The sequence below is a fragment of the Neobacillus niacini genome (assembly GCF_031456445.1).
In the GTDB taxonomy this organism is placed as follows: domain Bacteria; phylum Bacillota; class Bacilli; order Bacillales; family Cytobacillaceae; genus Neobacillus; species Neobacillus niacini_I.
In genome coordinates, this window is sequence record NZ_JAVDUQ010000001.1 from 113,679 (window position 1) to 133,686 (window position 20,008).

Consider the following 20,008-nt stretch of genomic DNA (forward strand, 5'->3'; position numbering starts at 1 on the left):
GTTATTTCGTGAATGTTTTTTTATTTTCCTGCAGATACTTTTCAACAAAATTTGTGGTTGTCTCACCGGTAACGAAAGAATCGTGCTCCACTACTTTTTGAAGCATCGGAATATTGGTTTTAATCCCTTCAACCTCATAGCGAGATAAGGCATCCTTCAAAATTTCAATGGCCTCATTACGATCCTTTCCCTTAACAACAAGTTTGGCAATCATTGGATCATAAAAAGGGGTCACGACTGACTGCTCGCTCACTCCCAATTCATGCCGAATGCCTTGACCTTCAGGTAAAACAAATTTGGTAATTTTCCCTGGAGAAGGAAAGAAAGTTTTTGGATCCTCCGCATAAATTCGGACTTCAATTGCATGCCCATCCCGCTTAATATCCGATTGCTTAAATGGTATAGATTCGCCGTAGGCGATTCGGAGTTGTTCGGCTACAAGGTCCAACCCGGTAATTTCCTCCGTAACAGGATGTTCCACCTGCAGGCGTGTATTTACTTCTAAAAAGTAGAAATTCTTATTCTCATCCACTAAAAATTCAATGGTTCCTGCATTTTTATAACCGATTGATTGGGCTGCTCTTACTGCCGCTTCCCCCATTTTGCTGCGGATCACCTCATCTAAAAATGGAGATGGTGCCTCCTCGACAACTTTTTGATGACGCCGTTGGATCGAGCATTCCCGTTCCCACAAATAAACGGTATTCCCGTTTCCATCCGCGAGAATTTGAATTTCTATATGCCTTGGGTTTTCAACATATTTCTCAATAAACATTTCTCCATTGCCAAAAAAACTAACAGCCCGCTTCTGATTGCCTTCAAAGGCCTTTCTAATTTCTTCCTCGCTCCGAACAATCTGCATACCGATGCCGCCGCCACCAGCTGATGCCTTCAGCATAACTGGATAGCCAATGTTTTTCGCCGTTTCCACTGCTTCCTCAACATCTGCTAAAGGAGAAGTAATGCCCGGTACAACCGGAACCCCTGCCAACTGCATTAATTTCCTTGCCTCAATTTTGCTGCCCATTTTGGAAATAACTTCAGGTGATGGACCAATAAAGACGATGCCTTCTTTTTTACAACGATTGGCAAATTCAGCATTCTCCGAAAGTAGTCCATATCCAGGGTGGATTGCCTCCGCTCCTGACTCACGAGCAATTTCAATGATTTTATCTATATTCAAGTAACTTTCTGATACCCTTGCTTCTCCAAGTAAATAAGCTTCATCCGCTGCCTTCACATGAAGAGCGTCCTTATCTGCTTCCGAGTAAACCGCAACCGTTTGGATCCCCAGTGCTTTACACGTTCGCATCACTCGTCCGGCAATCTCTCCACGGTTTGCAATTAAAACTTTTTTGAACATACCTTTCCACCCTTTCTAACATTGTTAAGGAGATATGTAAAAATCTAATCATTACTATTGCAATATTCTTACGTTTATCTTTAACTACTAATTTTAGTATATTAGAACCAGTCATTGCCGATCATTTTCCTGACAAATGACTGGCTCTCATTAATGATTATTTAACTGATGATTTTTCAGCAACTATTTTTTGTATTTGTGCAACGGACGCTGGATCTTCTAGTCCTGTAATGTCGCCGTTAACCTTTCCTGATACAACGATCTCCTTCAATAAGCGGCGCATGATTTTTCCGCTAACTGTTTTTGGTAAACTATCAGTAAAAATAATTGATTTTGGAACTGCAATCTTACCAATTTGTTGGATGATCCGATTATTTATTTGCTGTTTTAATTCTTCTGTTCCTTCATAGCCATCACCCAGACGGACAAATACGAGCGGAACTTCACCTTTTATTTCATCAGGGACTCCAATAATGGCAGTTTCTGATACACCCTCACATTCGAGTACGGCACTTTCCATCTCCATTGTACTTAAGCGGTGTCCGGCTACATTAAACGCGTCATCCGAACGGCCAACAACCCATATATGTCCATCCTCATCGATCAATGCGAGATCGCTGGCATAATAACTGCCTTCTACTTGGCTAAAATAAGATCCGTAATATCGCTCTGGTTCTTTCCAAAGTGTTCGGCACAGCATCGGAAATGGCTTTCTAATCACTAAATTCCCTAACTGACAAGGTTTAACTGGATTGCCTTCTTCATCCACAACCTCAACAACTGCACCTAAAAATTGAGTGCCTGAGGAGCCCGGTTTCATTGGCGTCAGCCAGGCTGCCCCTGCGATAGGACATCCTGCTGTTTCCGTTTGCCCCCAAGTATTATTGATATAAATCTTTTTCTTTCCTAAAACTTCATATGTCCACTGCCATGTGTCCGGATCAAAAGGTTCTCCCACAAGAGAAATAACATCAAGACAAGATAAATCAAATTGCTCTAATGGTTTTTCTCCCATACTTTTTAACATTCTTAATGCAGTTGGGGCGGTAAATAATTTATTCACCCGGTATTTTTCAATGATTTGATAAAAACGATCCTTTGTTGGATAATCAACGGCTCCTTCAAAGACAACAGTAGTTACACCATTCGCTAACGCACCGGTAATTCCCCATATATGCATTGTTAACCAGCCGATATCCGCAGTACACCAGAAAACATCATCATTGCGGTGATCCATATGATACTTGGCATATATGTAATTTTGAGTTACAAAAGCCATCCCGGAATGCACGACACCTTTTGGTTTACCCGTCGTACCACTTGTATAAAACACAATACCGCTCTCATTCGCTTCTATTCTCTCAGGTTCACAAACGATACTTGCAGCTTTTGTCTCCTCATGCCACCAGTAATCCCGGCCTTCTTTCATTTGAACCTCTGAACCTAATCGGTCTACAACAATGACTGCTTCGACAGATGGAATAGATGGTACAACATTATCAACTTTTTCTTTTAAACGAATGACCTTCCCCCGGCGTTCGGTTGCATCTGCAGTGACCAATACCTTTGGCTCAAAACTGATGAGTCGGTCTGTCAATGATTTTTCGGAATAACCGGAGAAAATCGTATTGTAGATAGCGCCAATTCGAAAACAAGCTAAAACGGCGATAAAGGCTTCGGCCAGATTGGGAAGATAAATAGCTACGCAATCACCTTTTTTTACACCAAATGATTTAAGTACATTAGCAAATCGATTTACTTCAGCAAGAAGCATATTATACGTGTAAAATTTGGTGTCCCCGTTTTCACCTTCCCAAATGAGAGCAGTTCGGTTTCCTGCCCCATTTTCAATATGCCTATCAAGTAAATTTACACTCGGGTTACTAATACCACCGACAAAAAAGCGAAAATCAGGGAGTTGTCCACTAATGGTTTCATTCCATGGTTCATACCAAACAAGTTCACGGGCTGTACGATCCCAGAATGTTGCAGGATCTTCTTGGGATTGTTTAAGAAGTTCTTGAAAGGCAACACTACTCCCAATGGAGGTTGAACGCACTTTTTCTACATCTGGATAAACGAGTTTACTATTTGAAACTACTTGTAAAATTCCATTGATATCCATGTAATGGCTCCTTTAACAATTTTTATTTAATCATGATAAAAATTCATTAGCATCCAATTTCGCGTGCAATAACCATTCTTTGTACTTCGGAGGTTCCTTCCCCAATCTCTAGAAGTTTCGCGTCACGGAAAAAACGTTCCACCTGATATTCCTTCATATACCCATAACCGCCATGGATTTGGACCGCTTGATCACAAACTCGCATACAGATTTCTGAAGCATATAATTTCGCCATTGCCGCTTCCTTTTTAAATTTCTTGCCTTGATCCTTTAGCCAGGCAGCTTTATAAACCATGTTTCGAGCCAATTCAATATTCATGGCCATATCAGCCAGTTTGAATTGAATCGCTTGAAACTTCGAGATGCTTTGGCCAAATTGCTTTCTTTCCTTCGCGTATTGAAGTGCTTTCTCATAGGCGCCTTGTGCAATCCCAACCGCCATTGCTCCAATACCAATCCTTCCGCCATCAAGTGTCGCTAAAAACTGTTTAAAACCATTTCCTTCCACACCTAACAGATTTTCTTTGGATACGCTTACATTTTCAAGAATTAATTCCGTCGTATTCGATGCGTGAAGGCCCATCTTTTCATAATTATCAATAACCGTAAATCCTGGAGCTTCCGTCGATACAATAAAGGCACTGATGCCATTGGTACCTTTCGAGCGGTCGGTTACGGCTGTAATCGCAAGATTTTTTGCAAAGCTTGCATTCGTAATAAAACACTTGGAACCATTAATCGTCCACTGATCCCCTTCTAACGTTGCTGTTGTTTGGGTTCCCCCAGCATCCGACCCGGCATTCGGCTCTGTCAGTCCAAAAGCACCCAAATATTCTCCCGTGCAAAGCGGTGTTAAGTATTTTTCCTTTTGTTCATGTGTCCCAAAAAGATGAATAGGTGCCCCTCCTAAGGAAATATGGGCAGAGTATGTAATTCCCGTTGACCCGCATACACGGCTTAATTCTTCTACTGCAATAGCGAAACTAATGGTATCTGCTCCACCGCCGCCATATTGTTCAGGAAAAGGCAGCCCCATAATTCCTAACTTCGCCAGCTTATCAAAAATTTCCTTTGGAAATTCCCCTGTTCGGTCTCTTTCGTCTGCACCCGGCGCTACTTCTGCTTCTGCAAAATCACGAATTAATTTTCGAATCATTCCTTGTTCTTCTGTTAACTCAAAATTCATCCCTGCATCTTCCTCTCAACTTAAAAAATTAATAGAGTCATACATTCTTGATGTAACCTATCGTTAAGGTTTCTTGATGAATTTCATTAACACAATTCCTAATCTTCTAATAATTATATCAATAAAAATTCAGAATTCTATGTCAATGTTCACGAAAAAGAGGGAGGAAAATTTGTAGGTTTTATACAAAAACATAAATGAAATAATTGAAACGCTTTCATTTTACTTCTATAATTTTAAATAGAAGATTTTTAGTTTCGTTGAATACTAGAGAAAGACTAAAAATACTAACAGCTTTAGGAGGCCCCAAATGGAAGATACATTTACACATCGCCAGCTTCAGTCCTTATTCCATATTTCCAATGTCCTAAACACTTCTTTTGATATTGAAACCATTATCGAATTAATCATGCGTGAAACCATTTCAGTTGTCGAAGCAGCAGAAGGAGGCTCATTATGGTTATTTAATAAAAAACTAGATTGCCTCATCGCTCAATCCGCACAAGGAGTTTTTTATCCAAAGATTTTCAGGCAAATCCGTCTCAAACCCGGCGAATCCATGACAGGAAAAACATTTGAAACACAAAGTTCCGTTATTTATCAAAATGATAAAGAAATTAAAAAAGCCTTAGCTACCTTATCCTTTAAAAATTCTAAATTACTAAGTAGGTCGATTCCGGAAAATTTTCATTTTTCAACGGTTATTTCTGCCCCGATATTTTTGAAGGGTGAATGTATTGGCGTGTTTACCTTGGATTCTTTCCAGCAGTCATTAAATTTTAAGCCTGAAGATCTTCATCTATTAGAGGCCATTTGCCATCAGGCTGCGGTTGCAATCGAGCGCTCAAGCCTCTACAAGGAAAAAGAGCAGACTGTCAAAAAACTGTCTTATTCCATTGAAACACATAGAACCTTGGCAAATCTTGTTCTTCAGGGGGAAGATCTTCATTCCATTTTGGAGTACATACACTGCTGGATAGGACAAAATACGTTTCTTTATGATGAGTTAGGCGATCTCATTACCTCTTCCTATGATTCCAATCTATCTAGCGAGATCCTAACGTTTGTTAAACAACAGTCCAGTTTATTATTGAGATCACCCGAAAATACCCTTTCTGTTAAAGAAATAAATATTTTTGGCACCCATTATCAATTGGTCAGCTTACCTCTCGGATCTAAACCGAATTTTCTTGGTCTATTGGTCATTCTATCTACTAAAAAATTAGATGATATGGATTTAGCCGCACTTGAGCATGCCTGTACGGTTCTGTCGTTACAACTGTTTAAAGAACAGACCGTTTTTGAAACCCAGCAACGGTTAAAAGGTGAATTCGTAACAAGTTTATTTTCTGAGCAGATAGATGAAGCTCTTCTTCAAAAAGCCAAAACGCTGGACTTAAATCCTGCCCATCATTACATTGCCATTATTATTGAATTTTCGATGGGTTCGAACAGGAAGAACGATTCTCAGGATGGCTTGCTTCGAAAAATGATCCTGCTTACAAATCAGGCTTTTCTGGACCCTTATACAAAAGGAATGACGGTAACTCATCATCAGCAAATCGTCGTTCTTCTTTCTGAACCTTCTAATATAGCAAATTCTTTAATGGTCTCACGAATTAAGGAAAAAATAAAGTGGATTGAGCAGGAAATTATCTCAAGGAATTGGGGCTTGGAGGCAGCGTTTGGTATCGGCAGGTTGAAACAAGGGCTTCAGAATGTCCACAAATCGCTTAAGGAAGCAGAGAATTGTGTAAATTTTATTCGGCAATTTCAATGGGAACATTCAATTCTAAGTTATACGGATCTGGGAATTCAGAGATTTATCCTGCAAAATCCAGAGGAAGAAGTGATGGAGTTTGTCAATGAAGTGTTAGGTCCGCTTATTGACTATGAAAACTCCCGAAAAGGTGACCTTTTGAAAACACTTTATGTGTATCTGGAGGGGAACCAAAATGTAAAGAGGACAGCAGATACCTTGCATGTCCATATTAATACATTAAGCTACCGCTTAAAAAGAATTGAAGAAATCCTATTTATTGATTTAACGGATAGTAAACAAGTACTCAACATTCATTTGGCTGTAAATATATATCGATATGCAATTAAGCGATTCCAATCATAGGAAGGGAAGATAAATTTACGATAAAAAACGAGACTGCTTAAGAAAGAAGTCTCGTTTTTTCATTTACTTAACTTGGTAAACGTTAGAACCTTTATATCGTCGGTTTGTCCCGCTGTTTTTCCCCATGAATCACTTCTATTTTCACCTGAATATTTCGAAGCGACTCCTTACTTAATGGGACCTTTCCGTTTTGCTCCACCTTTTTCCATACACGAACGTTTTTTCTATACAGAACCTCTGTTAAATGATAAATATCCGTATCGATGGAAAGTCCATAAAGATAGGTTTTCATAATTTCATTTTTTATTTTATTTTCGATTTTCGCTTCTAATGCAAGACGGTTAAAATTCTGTTCTACGTGGTCAATAACGGCTTCACCTTTTACCCTTACATCAAATTGTATGTTTCCCTTTTTAATGATCGGCTTTACCTTTGCCTTTACATTTGCAACAAGTACATCAATATCCTTAGGCTTGCCTTTAACTGTCAAGCCGCTCCGCTTCATCTTTTTATTCATCCATCTCAATCCATTAGCCTGATTCCCCATGACAACCCCTTTCAGTTTATTCCTTTTAATCACAGCAATTCCTTTAATTTCAAGAGATTCATGAGGCTTCTTTTCGGTCATCCAATTTTCTTTCGTAATCGTGATGACAGGAATACTTGCCTCATGTACGGGTTCATTAATCGAGATCAGCACCTCTCTCATATTAATCGGTTGAATAAAAGAGTTTTGTTGAAAAGTGGCTTTCGGGTCACTAATCCTTGATAATGCCGATGACATTCCAAGAATGGGAGTATTCAGCAATATTTTTGGAAGAGAATCTTTTGTCGCATAAAACCAAATGCGGTAGCGTGTCTCGCGATAACGGTCTAACAAATCGACAACCGATTTAACCCCATCCTGTTTTAACGCTTCTTCTGTTAGGACGAGAAACGAAAGGTGTCCCCAAAAGATTCTCCTTTGAGCACTATGGTATAAATTAGACATTGCCTGATCCACTGTTTTACCTGTGGCCCGCCCAACTTCTACATTTACTTCAGAGTTCCCGCCGCTAACCTCTGTTTTTGCCAAGAGCCCTAAGTTTATAATTTGCAGATAAACGATATATTGCCCTTTTTTATAATCAACCCCCATCCCATAAGCATACACCATGCGCTCCGGTTCAAAGGTATCCCAGCACCCTCCTAGAGGCAGGGGCATGATCAAGGCCAGCAAAAGAAGGAGCCATTTTTTGAACCGCCGCTTCATGGGGAATCTTCCCCTTTTCTACTAGAATCCTCAGGGTTAAGTGTGCTTGGCCTTCTTTTTATGATAGCGTCAGGCAAACGGATGATTGACTTTAAGATATTTCTTGCGTCTATGCGGGTGGCCAACCCCATATATGGAACCCCAAATGTTCGAATATCGGCCAGGTAAACAAGAATAAAGTAAAGTCCTACGAAAAAACCAAAAAAACCAAGGAAGGAAACAAGAATGACAATAAAAAAACGAAGTAGGGAAACTGTTCCTGCTAACGATTGGTTTGTTAATGTAAAAGTGGCGATGGTTGAGCCTGCAATCACGACAAGTGTCGCGGGACTTGTTAAACCAGCCCTGATTGCAGCATCCCCGATAATTAAACCTCCAATCACACTTAATGTTTGTCCGATTGCCATAGGAAGGCGCATTCCGGCCTCTCGAAAAACTTCAAATATTAAAAGCATCAACAGTACCTCAACGGATGTTGAAAGAGGGACACCTCTTCTTGATTCCACAATTGTTGCTAAAAAGGTAAAGGGAATTTGATTCTGATGAAATGCAGTCAGTGCCACCCAGAAACCTGGAAGTAATGTTGCAATGACCACTGCTGTAATTCGTATCAGTCGCTGGAAAGAATTAAATGCATAGAATACTTCTTTATCCTCGCCGCCTTTTAAAAGAAAAAATAAATTAATTGGGGTTACATAGGCATAGGTGACTCCATCGATAAGGATAATAAACCTTCCTTTTAATAATGATTGCACAGCAAAATCGGGCCGTCCCGTATATGAGTAACGCGGAAACATAGCCCAGGGGCTTTCATTGATTAGTTCCTCCAATTGCGTACCACTAAAAAGACCGTCGATATCAATACCATCCAGTTTTTTTTTAATTTGCTGAAAAATCTCTTTATCCGCAATATCTTCTATAAATAATACGGAAACTTTTGTTTTTGTCCTCCTGCCAATTTCAAATGGATCTATCACAAGGGAGGCTGTTCTCAACCTCTTTCGAATTAAAGCGATATTAATCGAAATATCTTCAATAAAATTATCACGTGGACCTAAAACATCCACTTCCGTTTTTGTCTCTTCAGGTTTTCGCTGTGGGCGTTCGGAAATATCAACAGAAAAAATCGTTCCTTCTACACCAAAATCTAAGAATAGTTTTCCGGCAAAAATATCTGAAATAGCTTGCTCATCCGTTTCAATCATACCGATAGATGGTAAGTAAAGACGTTCCATAATATCTTTTTTTGTCGGTTTACTGTGCAACCGGGAAAAAAATGCTTCCAAACGCTGCGGAATGGAATTGTACATCATGTCATTGCTAATTAATCCACTGCAGTAAATCAGCATAACTGGAAAATGGTTAAATTGATAAGAGACAAACTGAACATCTCGGGATTTTTCAAACAATTCCCGCAGTCTATTGATATCAGGTGGATTGGTTTGTTTCTCTGAAAATGAACCATTTATCAATTCATCATCGTTAATGGATTTTCCTTTCCTGAAGCGCATTTTTTGCCCCCCCTGATCTTTTTGAAAGCAACATGACGAATAATCCTAGAAAAATCGACAAAGCCATAAACACCCAAAAGGTAAGCGGCAAAAGATGTTGCAATAATAATTTAGAATAAACAAAATCACTTAACGGCCATAACGTCAGAGCCATTATGAAAACAAATAGAATACTCCAAATCCATTTTCTAGTCTTTTTCTCAAATGGACAAATTTCTCTAATAATAAAGAAAATTAAAGAAACGCGGATAAATGTGCCAGATAGCCATTGATAGATGGATAAAAAGTCCATATGCTCTATAAAGTGTCCGAGTGATACAAGTCCCCATTCCTCGTAGGCAGGAAACCTTTGATTTGCCGCTTCGACAGGACCAAATTCAGCAATGGCTCCTAGAAGCGGACCAATAGTTAATCCTGTCAATATAACGGAGGCTACAAAAAAATGGCGAAAACGTATTGGCATGGTGATTTTGTGCTGAAGAAAAATATAGATCAGCATTTCAACCATACCGGAGGCCTGAAAAATCATACTTTTGAAAACCGGAATAGGTCCATGTTCAAGAAATGGCAGGAGCAATGAATATTGTTTTACTTGGAAATTAGTGATAGCGACAAAAAAACCAAGAATAAAGATAAAAAATAAAAGAAAAACATTTACAATGCTAATCGTTCTAAGACTTGTTGCTGCCAAAGACAAACAGACCAGCATGAAAAGCAGTATCATAAAAAAAACCGGTGTCTCCGGCAAAAACGCAATCTTTACCCATATAATGGTTTCTTTTAAGGTAACAACTACTGCAAGTGAAAGATAAAAAATAACAGTTATACTAATGAACGAGCCAGTTCCTGACCATTTATGTTTTCGAATCCACTCAAATAGTTTCTCCTGGTTCGTTTTTTTCTGTATATAAAGCAGTAAGGGAATCCAGCCAAATGTCAGCAAAAATGTGATAACGCAACACATCCATGCATCCCTTCCCGCTGTTTGAATTAATGCAGGGATAATAATGACATGATTCTTTAATCCAATTGCCGTCATAAACAACAGAATTAACTGAAAGATTGTAATGGAATCCGATTTATTTATTGCCCCCACCCCTTTCGCACTTAGTGAGAAATTCTTAACTTTTACCTCTTGTGCAGTTAGAAATTACATATCTATTCTCATTTTATATATTTTTCCAAATAACATTGAAAATTATGTAAGAAGGAACAAGCAAAAAAAAATTTACGGAATTTAAAAAAACAAACCTTGAGGCTGAAAACGCAAAGCTGGTATTGCCTCTAAATATTTATAGGAAGCGAATTCCAAACTAAGGAACCAACTTAGTTGATTTTGCCCTTTCAGCTGTTTGCCGGATGCGATTGCCTAATGGTTTCTTTAAAACAAGTGCGACAAGAAAGCTGATGCCAACAAATACTAAAAGAGCTAAAAAGTCCTTGATCACAATCTTATTAATCATTCCTCCCACCGTTTCTCTAAGCATACTTACACCATAAGTGAACGGCATGAAAGGATTCAGTTTTTGAAAAAAGGCTGAAGTAACGCTTACTGGAAATGTGGCGCCCGAACTGGAAATCTGCAGGACCAAAAGAATAATGGCTAATCCCTTCCCGATATTACCAAACACGGAACATAAAGTGTAGGTGATAACGATAAACACCATACTCATGAAAATACTGAGCAAAACAAACCAGCCTTTGTCCACCACATAAGTATGAATAATAAACAAATCTCCTAAAGAAACAATCGCTGCTTGAATCATCCCGATGGTTAAAAAAGTGAATAATCTTCCCAGATACAGTTGATAGTCCCTATATCGATTGTCCGGATTTTCCACGTCAACTCGGAGTGAGGCGACAAGGAGCGTTGCCCCGACCCACAGGGCCAGCATCGTATAAAATGGCGACATTGCCGAACCGTAATTAGGAATTGGAAATATTCGTTTTGTTTTTAATAGAACCGGATTGGATAAAAAATTACTCTCCTTTGTTGGATCATGCTTTAAAAATTGAATCAAATCATAAATATTAACACTGCTTTTAAATTTTCTGATTTTATCGGCTGAAGTCCTCACTTTTTCTTCAAAACCCGGTAAATCATTTCTAGCCAAATCCGCTGCTTTATGAATCACCTTTTCAACTTCTGGAAGCTTGGTGCGAACAAGGTCTGCGGCTTTTCGAATGTCTGCCTCTAGTCCAGGCAAATCATTTCGCACAAAATTGGCAGCTTTATGGATTTTTTGTTCAACTGTCGGCAACTCCTTTTTCACAAAATCGGCAGCCGTGTTAATTCCACCCACTATTTTGTCTACTTTTTGTTCGAGCTCAGCTCTGGTAGCTTGGACATCATGATGGATTTTTACGAGTTCATCATACACTTGATTCAACTGTGCTTGATTGGCTGAGGTATCCGCCTCATTTGCAGCCTTAGCCTGATCCATCGCATCCTTTATTTTTGTTTCAATCTCGGTAAGTTGTGCTACAACATCCGATACAATCGCGGATGTTCTCTGTATATCGGAAATCTTACCTTGGAGGGCGAGCACCTTGTCACCTGCATCCTTTACAAGCGGGAGGTTTGCCTCAACTTTTAAAATACTTGCACCTGCCCTGTCTAGCTCCGGTATTCTTTGTTCAAGCTCGATAATCTGTTGCCCTTTCCTGTGAATCTCAGAAAGTTTCCCCTCAAGTTCAATTGCTTTTTTCCCCATTGCGTCAATCATCGGCAGTGCTTTTTCCAGTGCAAAAATTTGTTTTTCCACATCGAGAATCGATGGCAAATCTTTTTCAAGCTCAACACCAGCCTTATAAAATCCTAAAAAAATGGCATCCCCGACGGTTTTTATAAAGGCTTGACTAATTTGGGCTGTCACACTTGATGCACCTGAGCTTGCGATTTTAGGTGCTACTGCATTGATTTTTTCATTAACGCCAAAAACGATTTCCGGTTTTTGAGGATTTGCGGTTATGATGCTTGTAATTTTTTTAGAAAATTCCTTTGGAATGATAAGATAGGCATAGTAGTCTCCTTCCTCCACGCCCCTTCTGGCTTCACTAGAGTTCACGAATAGCCAGCCAAGTTTATGATTCTTTTTTAAATTTTTTACCGTTTCATTTCCTACATTAATATGCTTTCCCCGAAGAACAGCACCATCATCCTCATTCGCCACGGCAACTTGAATCCCCGAAGTATTTCCGTATGGGTTCCACATCGACTTGATATTGAACCAAGCATACATAGACGGCAGGATCATTAGTCCAACAACTAGTAAAGCAACAGAAGGAACACTGAATATGTTTTTCCAATCCGATCGATAAATGCGCCAAATTTTTCCCATTCAAAAAACACCCCATGTCGTAGCATCCTATTCATATACTCCATAAATAATGAGCAACCTATACTATCGAAAAATGGGTAAAAAGGAGAAATATAATGGAAGCCAACGTTATGCATATCGTTCAACGTGAATTATACATGATTACGATGGTCTTTCTTTTTGGATTAATGACCATTAAACTAGCCGAGCGAATAAAAATTCCTGATGTGGCCTTGTTTATGATCGTAGGAATTTTGCTCGGACCTTCTGCCTTCAAGTTGATAACCGTTCCAAATGATTCAGTAGCCTATCAATTTATTATCGTTTTAGGATCCATTTTAATCTTGTTTGAAGGCGGGCTCGCAATCCATTTCTCCGTCCTTAAGAAGGTATGGATTACGATTTCTCTCCTATCCATATTAGGGGTTGTGATTACAGCCTTCGTCGTGGCGGTTACGGCCTTCTATTTATTAGATATGCCGATTCTGTACGCCTTACTGCTTGCCTCCGTTATTGCATCGACGGATCCGGCCACACTAATGCCTGTATTTAAACAAATAACGATTCAAGAGAAGGTTAGAAGAACGGTTGAAAGTGAATCTGCCTTTAACGATGCAACAGGTTCCATCTTAACATTTACAATACTAGGCGTTCTAATAGGACATACAAAATTATCTGTTACTTCAAGCCTTTGGAGCTTTTTTCGGGAAGCAGGAGGCGGAATATTAGCGGGGACAATCATTGGTTTTATTGGTATTCTGTTAACCTCGGAACACCGATGGGGAATTTTTAGAAAATATAGCACAGTCGTCAGCTTGGTTGTGGCGATTAGTTCTTATTTAGCTGCTGGGTACATGAATGCAAGCGGCTTTATGGCTACCTTCACTGCGGGGCTTATCACTGGAAACCACCAATTATTTCGCTTTCATGTTTCCGAAGAAACGAAATCACCCGTTTTTGAATTTTCCGGTACCTTAACCTTAATTATGAGAACACTCATATTTATGCTTTTAGGGACACAAGTAGATTTTACGATCTTAGGCCAGTATTGGCTGCAAGGAATTCTAGTTGTTCTCGTCTTCATGTTTATTGCGAGACCTCTTGCCGTCCTGCTCTGTACGTTTCCGGACCGAAGGGCAAAATGGAAATGGAATGAAATTTTGTTTATGTTCTGGGTCCGTGAAACTGGTGTTATTCCCGCTGCACTGTCGGGAATGATTGTGGCATCAAAAGTTGATTATGCAAACCAAATTGCTTCTGTAACCTTTATTGCAATATTAATGACGATTCTAATCCAAGCAAGTACTACTGGATATGTAGCTAAAAAGTTAAGAATTACTTTAGAACCTGTAAAGGGTAGTTAAAATTTCATGTAAAAAAGGCAGGGTCACACAACGGTGATTCCTGCCTTTTCGTTTTGAAAAAAGTATTTAAAAGGTTATTTCTTTAAATGATAAGGAACAGTTGAAATCACTACGTCTTTATGTCTTATTAACCATACCCGAAGTAAAAGGGCTGTTTGATTGTGTAGTAAATTATGCCACCATTTTTTCGGAATAAATTGTGGGATCACAATATGAACTTGAGCTTTATATTGGTCTTTTTCTTCAATTATATTTATTAATCTTGTAAGAGGTTCTAACACGGATCTGTATTTGCTCTTTAAAGTTAGTAAGCGGCAAGGCGTCCCCCATTCCTCCCACTTGGCTTCCATCCTTTTTATGGATTCATCATCAAAGCCCACATATACCGCCAACAAATTATCTTGACTAATACCTTTTGCAAAGGACAATGTGTTTTGGACCACACGATGAATTCCTGAAACGAGGACAATGGTGACTACTCTATTGGTTTCAGGATGTACCGTTTTAAGGTCGATTCTTAACTCATTCGCAATTGCGTGATAATGTCGATGCACAAAAATAGAACACATTATCAATACAGGTATAACAACTAAAACAACCCAAGCTCCACTCGTAAACTTTGTAACAGCAAATATGACCGCAACTATCGTCGTGATAATAGCTCCAACTGTATTGATAGCTAATTTAGCTTTCCAGTGCGGCCCCTTTACACGTTTCCACCTTCTTACTAAACCATATTGTGCAATGGTAAAAGATAAGAACACCCCGATAGCGTATAAAGGAATTAAAGCATTTGTATGCGCATGGAATGCAATAATCAGTAAGCTGGCAGTTGCTGCTAAAGCGATAATTCCGTTTGAATATCCTAATCGATCTCCCCTATTTGAAAGTCCTCGAGGTAAAAACCCATCCGCAGCTACGATAGCAGCTAATTGTGAAAAGCCAGTAAAGGTCGAATTGGCAGCAAGGATTAACACAATAAAAGTAAACCAGATAATGATTTGATAGAGAATCCCATGGCCAAAATAATATTGGGTTAATTGGGACAGCATCGTATTATGAGGATCTGGAGAAATCCCTCTAACATACAAATGATACGCAAATCCTAAAAGAGTTACCGATGTAATCGTACCTAAAGCAATATACGTCTTAATGGCATTTTTTTGTTGTGGTTCTCTAAAAATTGGGACAGCATTCGAAATGGTCTCGATTCCTGTCAAGGCCGAACAAGCAGAACTAAATGCTTTCAATAAAAGTAATACGGTTAATCCTTGAGGTGCAGAACCAAACTTCGGAGTTTCCGGTTGAACAAAACCATGTCTAAACTCATCGAAAAAACCAAAGAAAATTAAAAGCAACATACAACCCATAAATCCTAAAGTGGGCCAAGCAAATATTTTAGCTGATTCTGCCACCCCACGAAGGTTAACAACTAACAAAATAAAAACACATAAAATAGCAAGAACCGTTTCATATGGTAATACAACTGGATAGGCAGATGAAACTGCCTCTAAGGCTGCTGAAACGGAAACTGCAACGGTTAATATGTAATCAACAAGCAATGAACTGGACGCCACTAACGATATCCACCGCTGTTTAAAGTTATCCTTTGCAATCGCATACGCCCCGCCGCCATTTGGGTATGCAAGTATTCCCATTATGTAAGAAAGGATAAGTATGGCTAAAAGGACTATTGTAGAGATGGTGATTGGGATGATGTACCACTTAGCCCCGGGTCCCAGGTTGATAAGCTCCGTAATCCCCGATTCAGGTCCGTATGAAACGGATGAATAAAGATCGGCAGATAGTATCGGCAGTGCAATATACCAAATTAATTTATTATGCTGAGCGTGTAATTCTGCCGTTCGCATCGGTCTACCAATCAAAATACGTTTAACATTGCTAAAATTCGAAATGGAATACCAGATTGCAACTATGGCAACTATGGCAAGTATTAGTTCTAAAATTTGTGATGGATGAGTCACAGTAATAATCCCTTCCTTTACTAATTGGAAAAACAATAAGAGCCGCTACTTTGTACCTAAAAGTAGGCATAATAAAAAGACCTACTTTAGTTTCGGCGTCTTTTCTGCTAAAAATGCAAAAAAGCCCCCTGAAATAGGTGGTCTTATGACCTCCTTCGCTTTTAGCCGACGAAGTTAGCTGACGGGTAGGATGGCGAAAGAGTTACTCATCCCTTCTGTTTAACAGAATTAACCCCAAATAATTGGTTCCTCCGCTCCTGGTGCACCAGGACTAGACTGTTTATTCAATTGATATGTTGTAATTCTATTGGGTCAACTGGTAATTGTAAACAACCAATTTAACGCAAAATCATAGCAAATTTAATTATTTCTTAAACGATTTCTTAATTTATCTGTAATTTCCTTATTTTCTCTAAGTATATTGTCTGATATGTCAATATGACTATTCTTGAATATGAATAAATCATAAGGGGATAAGCCTTTTGCTCATCCCCTAAAAAACGTATCCTAATGAAAGGCTTCATTCTTTCCTATTAATTTTTCTTTATTAACAATATCCTTTACAACATCTTCAATGGTCACATTTTCCAAAGTTTTTTCTAAAGCAGCTTGAGCAGCAGTAAATAGAGGACCTATTGTATCTTGGATATTCCTTCCCACCGGACAAGCGGGATTGGGTTCTTCATGGACACTAAACAATTCATTCTCTTGGACAACATTCACTGCCTTATATACGTCAAGCAAGGTAATATCAGATAAATCCCTGGCCAGTTTAGCTCCCGCAATACCGGGATGTACCTCGACTAACCCAGCTTTTTTAAGCATCCCCATTATTTTTCTTATCACGACAGGATTCGTGTTTACACTGCCAGCTAAAAATTCTGAGGAACTGATTCCCTCTTTATTTATTTCAATAAGTGTTAATATATGAATCCCAACGGAAAACCGACTACTTATAGACAATCTTCAGCCACCTACCTTATCTTCATAACAAAATACCTTCACGTTGTAACATGTAATTCGTTTAATTACAAATATATTATACCTTATAATGAAGAACAAATTATAGAAGTCGGTTTTAAAAGTCAATTATAAAGGGGATGAGCCCATGACCCCTCCCCTTCAATGTTTACTAAATGGCTGGCTGAGATTCTTTAATGTAAATAGTCTCGCTGTAAAAATGTATAAGTCATTATAGTTATTTTTTACGTATTCTTCAATAATGCTGATTCCTTTAATAAATTCCTCAACCAGATAAAGCGTATATTTTTCATCCCAAGAAAACTGATTGATTCTCATAAGCTCATCCGCAAGAATTTGAAACTTAAAATCCTCCATCAATAATTTAATTTGATAAATTTTATCTTTCTCCAAACGATTTTTATATTTATTTTCATAATTTTTTTGAACGAATTTTATAAAACCCTCAATATTTTCCGCCAGCATCATCGCTTTTTGCATCTCGAAATTCATTTCTTCATCTCCTCAATATCAAAAAATATAATCGTTTATTAAGAAGAATGTATGTTTTGAAATGATCATTTAATCCTGCCAATCCTGTTAGCTAACCGTCTCTAAACCATTATTAAAAGGGTTTTTGCTCGCTTCTACTAATTGATTAAATAATTCCTGCATCTCCGGGTGTTTTTCTGACATCGATTCCGGATGCCACTGAACAGCAATCAAATAGGGATGACCCATCCCTTCGACAGCCTCAATAATTCCGTCATCTGCAAGAGCAGTGATGGCCAGACCTTCTCCCAACTCTTCTATCGCTTGATGATGAAGGGAATTAACTTGCATATCTTCTTTGCCCCATATCCCTTCCATCCAGCTATTTTTCTTCAGTTTTACACGGTGGAAGGGAAGATGACGCGGGATGGTTTGCTCATGGAGATGGACTTCTTTTTCTTTTAATGAAGGAATGTCTTGTATAAGTGTTCCGCCACAGGCGACATTGATAATTTGTAATCCCCGGCATATCCCAAATATCGGCTTTTTTGTCTTCAAATAATAGTCAAATAACTTTATCTCAAACTCATCCCGCTCCGTTCGAAAAAAACCTATTTTCACATGTGGCGGCTTGCCGTAAAAATGTGGGTCGATATCTTCCCCGCCGCTAAAAATAATCCCATCACAGAGCGCAGCATATTGTTTAACCGCTTCTTCATCTTTGACGACAGGCAAAAGAAAAGGGATTCCGCCGGCTCGTTCCACTGCGCGGTGGTAATCATGATGAATATACACGCCTTCCATGTTGTCATTATACTTAACATAGGATGTCGTAATGCCTATGATTGGTTTTTCCATTTTTTTCACTCTTTCTTTTCTTTATTTCGTGCAAGTAGAACGAAGAAACCAAAAGCTCCTCAAAGGACCCTTTCTAAAAATGAACGAAGACGCTCACTTTTTGCTCCACTAAATATTTCTTTGGGATGTCCATCTTCGACAATCACACCCTGATCTAAAAATAAAATTCGATCTGCGACTTCTCTTGCGAATCCCATTTCATGCGTGACAATAATCATCGTCATCCCCTCATTTGCCAGTGCGCGCATAACCTGTAATACTTCTCCGACCGTTTCTGGATCAAGGGCACTGGTTGGCTCATCAAACAACATCACCTTTGGATTCATGGCAAGAGCTCTTGCAATCGCAACACGCTGTTGTTGGCCCCCTGATAAGCTTCGCGGATATTCACCGGCTTTTTCTGTTAAATCAACCTTTTTGAGATAATTCATGGCAATTTTTTCGGCTTCATTTTTCGTTATTTTTTTAATTTTAATTAGTGCAAGCGTGATATTTTCTAAAACTGTTTTATGAGGGAATAAATTAAACTGCTGGAAAACCATCCCCATTTTCTGCCTTGTGACGGTAATGTCATGTACTTTTTCCGTTACGCAGGTTCCTTCAAAATAAACCTCCCCGCTGGTAGGTACTTCAAGCTGATTGATACAACGTAACAGCGTTGATTTTCCCGAACCCGAAGCACCGATTAGACAAACCACTTGCCCTTTTGGAATGTATAAATCAATTCCTTTTAAGACGTCATTGGAGCCGAATGTTTTATGTATCTTTTTCATTTCTAACATTAATTCGACACCTTCCTTTCCACAAGCTCGGTTAACCAGTTAATTGATGTGTATAAGACCCAGTACATTACACCAATGGTGAAAAGATAGGCGAATATTTCATAGTTTTGCGCATAACCAATTTGGGCACTGTACGTTAGTTCAACCACTCCGATGACGGCTAAAAGCGAGGTATCTTTTAAACTTATACTAAATTGATTCATGAAGGCTGGTGTCATTCGTTTCACAGCTTGAGGTAAAATGACATAATAAAAGGTTTGTCGTTTCGTGAATCCAAGAGCACTGCTCGCTTCCTCTTGTCCCTTATCAATCGATGTAATTCCCGCACGGAATACCTCTGCCAGGTAGGCACCTGCATTGATGGAAATCGTCATCGCTCCCACAACCATCGGGGATAAGCCTCCAGGGACAATCATGGGCATGATCGCGAAATAGACGAAAATAATTTGAACATATAATGGTGTACCACGAATGATACTTACATACACACGGGTGATGTTTTGTAAAGTACGATTGGAACTTATTCGAAACATCCCAAATATTAATCCAATGATTGTCGCAAAAAGCAATGAAATACAGACAATTTCAAGAGTTTTCCCTGCTCCGATTAAAAGGTTGGGGAAGTCCTGCCAGACCATTTCAATTCCTCTCATCCTAACCCCTCTTTCTTCAAGGTTTGAAAAAA

Annotated in this window: 15 protein-coding genes and 1 riboswitch; of the genes, 2 read left to right on the plus strand and 13 right to left on the minus strand. The window is 39.0% G+C overall.

The features are described 5' to 3' along the window. Position 1: 1 nt before the first annotated feature. The 3 genes from accC to J2Y67_RS00600 all read right to left on the minus strand — a co-directional run bounded on the left by accC (position 2) and on the right by J2Y67_RS00600 (position 4,674). Positions 2-1,363 (minus strand): acetyl-CoA carboxylase biotin carboxylase subunit, encoded by a 1,362-nt coding sequence (accC, locus tag J2Y67_RS00590; protein ID WP_310169556.1) that lies wholly within the window; start codon positions 1,361-1,363, stop codon positions 2-4. Positions 1,364-1,520: 157 nt separating this feature from the next. Then, positions 1,521-3,488 carry an acetate--CoA ligase gene (locus J2Y67_RS00595; protein WP_310169557.1) on the minus strand — a complete coding sequence of 656 codons (1,968 nt, stop codon included), beginning with the start codon at positions 3,486-3,488 and terminating at the stop codon, positions 1,521-1,523. 46 nt (positions 3,489-3,534) lie between these two features. Next, positions 3,535-4,674 carry an acyl-CoA dehydrogenase gene (locus J2Y67_RS00600; RefSeq protein ID WP_310169559.1) on the minus strand — a complete coding sequence of 380 codons (1,140 nt, stop codon included), beginning with the start codon at positions 4,672-4,674 and terminating at the stop codon, positions 3,535-3,537. 310 nt (positions 4,675-4,984) lie between these two features. Here J2Y67_RS00600 and J2Y67_RS00605 point away from each other — a divergent pair, with 310 nt between their 5' ends. Beyond that, entirely contained in the window at positions 4,985-6,799 is a 1,815-nt protein-coding gene (locus J2Y67_RS00605) for a helix-turn-helix domain-containing protein (protein ID WP_310169560.1), read from the plus strand. 91 nt (positions 6,800-6,890) lie between these two features. Here J2Y67_RS00605 and J2Y67_RS00610 read toward each other — a convergent pair whose 3' ends face one another. The 4 genes from J2Y67_RS00610 to J2Y67_RS00625 all read right to left on the minus strand — a co-directional run bounded on the left by J2Y67_RS00610 (position 6,891) and on the right by J2Y67_RS00625 (position 12,903). Further along, entirely contained in the window at positions 6,891-8,051 is a 1,161-nt protein-coding gene (locus J2Y67_RS00610; RefSeq protein ID WP_310169562.1) for a Ger(x)C family spore germination protein, read from the minus strand. Beyond that, positions 8,048-9,562, minus strand: coding sequence for a spore germination protein (locus J2Y67_RS00615; RefSeq protein ID WP_310169564.1), 1,515 nt, complete (start codon positions 9,560-9,562; stop codon positions 8,048-8,050). The genes J2Y67_RS00610 and J2Y67_RS00615 overlap by 4 nt, the downstream gene beginning before the upstream one ends. Continuing rightward, on the minus strand, positions 9,534-10,658 hold the full coding sequence (locus J2Y67_RS00620; RefSeq protein ID WP_310169565.1) for an endospore germination permease: 1,125 nt from the start codon (positions 10,656-10,658) through the stop codon (positions 9,534-9,536). The genes J2Y67_RS00615 and J2Y67_RS00620 overlap by 29 nt, the downstream gene beginning before the upstream one ends. A gap of 217 nt (positions 10,659-10,875) precedes the next feature. Beyond that, positions 10,876-12,903 (minus strand): YhgE/Pip domain-containing protein, encoded by a 2,028-nt coding sequence (locus tag J2Y67_RS00625; protein WP_310169566.1) that lies wholly within the window; start codon positions 12,901-12,903, stop codon positions 10,876-10,878. Positions 12,904-12,998: 95 nt separating this feature from the next. Here J2Y67_RS00625 and J2Y67_RS00630 point away from each other — a divergent pair, with 95 nt between their 5' ends. Next, the gene (locus J2Y67_RS00630; protein WP_310169567.1) at positions 12,999-14,246 is read left to right on the plus strand and encodes a cation:proton antiporter; all 1,248 of its coding nucleotides are present in this window, start codon (positions 12,999-13,001) and stop codon (positions 14,244-14,246) included. A gap of 74 nt (positions 14,247-14,320) precedes the next feature. Here the strand turns inward: J2Y67_RS00630 and J2Y67_RS00635 are convergent, their stop codons facing one another. The 6 genes from J2Y67_RS00635 to J2Y67_RS00660 form a co-directional block, all read right to left on the minus strand. Beyond that, positions 14,321-16,267, minus strand: a complete 1,947-nt coding sequence (locus J2Y67_RS00635; RefSeq protein ID WP_396954018.1) for an APC family permease — start codon at positions 16,265-16,267, stop codon at positions 14,321-14,323. Between the two features lie 112 nt (positions 16,268-16,379). Further along, a riboswitch (cyclic di-AMP (ydaO/yuaA leader) is annotated at positions 16,380-16,519 on the minus strand. Positions 16,520-16,738: 219 nt separating this feature from the next. Further along, positions 16,739-17,194, minus strand: a complete 456-nt coding sequence (locus tag J2Y67_RS00640; protein WP_310169569.1) for an Rrf2 family transcriptional regulator — start codon at positions 17,192-17,194, stop codon at positions 16,739-16,741. Positions 17,195-17,353: 159 nt separating this feature from the next. Continuing rightward, the gene (locus J2Y67_RS00645) at positions 17,354-17,704 is read right to left on the minus strand and encodes a hypothetical protein (RefSeq protein ID WP_310169571.1); all 351 of its coding nucleotides are present in this window, start codon (positions 17,702-17,704) and stop codon (positions 17,354-17,356) included. An 87-nt stretch (positions 17,705-17,791) separates the two neighbouring features. After that, entirely contained in the window at positions 17,792-18,541 is a 750-nt protein-coding gene (locus J2Y67_RS00650) for a gamma-glutamyl-gamma-aminobutyrate hydrolase family protein (RefSeq protein WP_310169573.1), read from the minus strand. Between the two features lie 59 nt (positions 18,542-18,600). After that, positions 18,601-19,323, minus strand: a complete 723-nt coding sequence (locus J2Y67_RS00655) for an amino acid ABC transporter ATP-binding protein (protein ID WP_310169574.1) — start codon at positions 19,321-19,323, stop codon at positions 18,601-18,603. Continuing rightward, positions 19,323-19,976 carry an amino acid ABC transporter permease gene (locus J2Y67_RS00660; RefSeq protein WP_310169576.1) on the minus strand — a complete coding sequence of 218 codons (654 nt, stop codon included), beginning with the start codon at positions 19,974-19,976 and terminating at the stop codon, positions 19,323-19,325. Before J2Y67_RS00660 ends, J2Y67_RS00655 begins: the two co-directional genes overlap by 1 nt. Positions 19,977-20,008 lie beyond the last annotated feature (32 nt).

Coding starts and splice junctions, on each gene's coding strand:
- accC (WP_310169556.1), bottom strand. CDS start 1,363: ATGTTCAAAAAAGTTTTAATTGCAAACCGTGGAGAGATTGCCGGACGA.
- J2Y67_RS00595 (WP_310169557.1), bottom strand. CDS start 3,488: ATGGATATCAATGGAATTTTACAAGTAGTTTCAAATAGTAAACTCGTT.
- J2Y67_RS00600 (WP_310169559.1), bottom strand. CDS start 4,674: ATGAATTTTGAGTTAACAGAAGAACAAGGAATGATTCGAAAATTAATT.
- J2Y67_RS00605 (WP_310169560.1), top strand. CDS start 4,985: ATGGAAGATACATTTACACATCGCCAGCTTCAGTCCTTATTCCATATT.
- J2Y67_RS00610 (WP_310169562.1), bottom strand. CDS start 8,051: ATGAAGCGGCGGTTCAAAAAATGGCTCCTTCTTTTGCTGGCCTTGATC.
- J2Y67_RS00615 (WP_310169564.1), bottom strand. CDS start 9,562: ATGCGCTTCAGGAAAGGAAAATCCATTAACGATGATGAATTGATAAAT.
- J2Y67_RS00625 (WP_310169566.1), bottom strand. CDS start 12,903: ATGGGAAAAATTTGGCGCATTTATCGATCGGATTGGAAAAACATATTC.
- J2Y67_RS00630 (WP_310169567.1), top strand. CDS start 12,999: ATGGAAGCCAACGTTATGCATATCGTTCAACGTGAATTATACATGATT.
- J2Y67_RS00645 (WP_310169571.1), bottom strand. CDS start 17,704: ATGAATTTCGAGATGCAAAAAGCGATGATGCTGGCGGAAAATATTGAG.
- J2Y67_RS00650 (WP_310169573.1), bottom strand. CDS start 18,541: ATGGAAAAACCAATCATAGGCATTACGACATCCTATGTTAAGTATAAT.
- J2Y67_RS00655 (WP_310169574.1), bottom strand. CDS start 19,323: ATGTTAGAAATGAAAAAGATACATAAAACATTCGGCTCCAATGACGTC.
- J2Y67_RS00660 (WP_310169576.1), bottom strand. CDS start 19,976: ATGAGAGGAATTGAAATGGTCTGGCAGGACTTCCCCAACCTTTTAATC.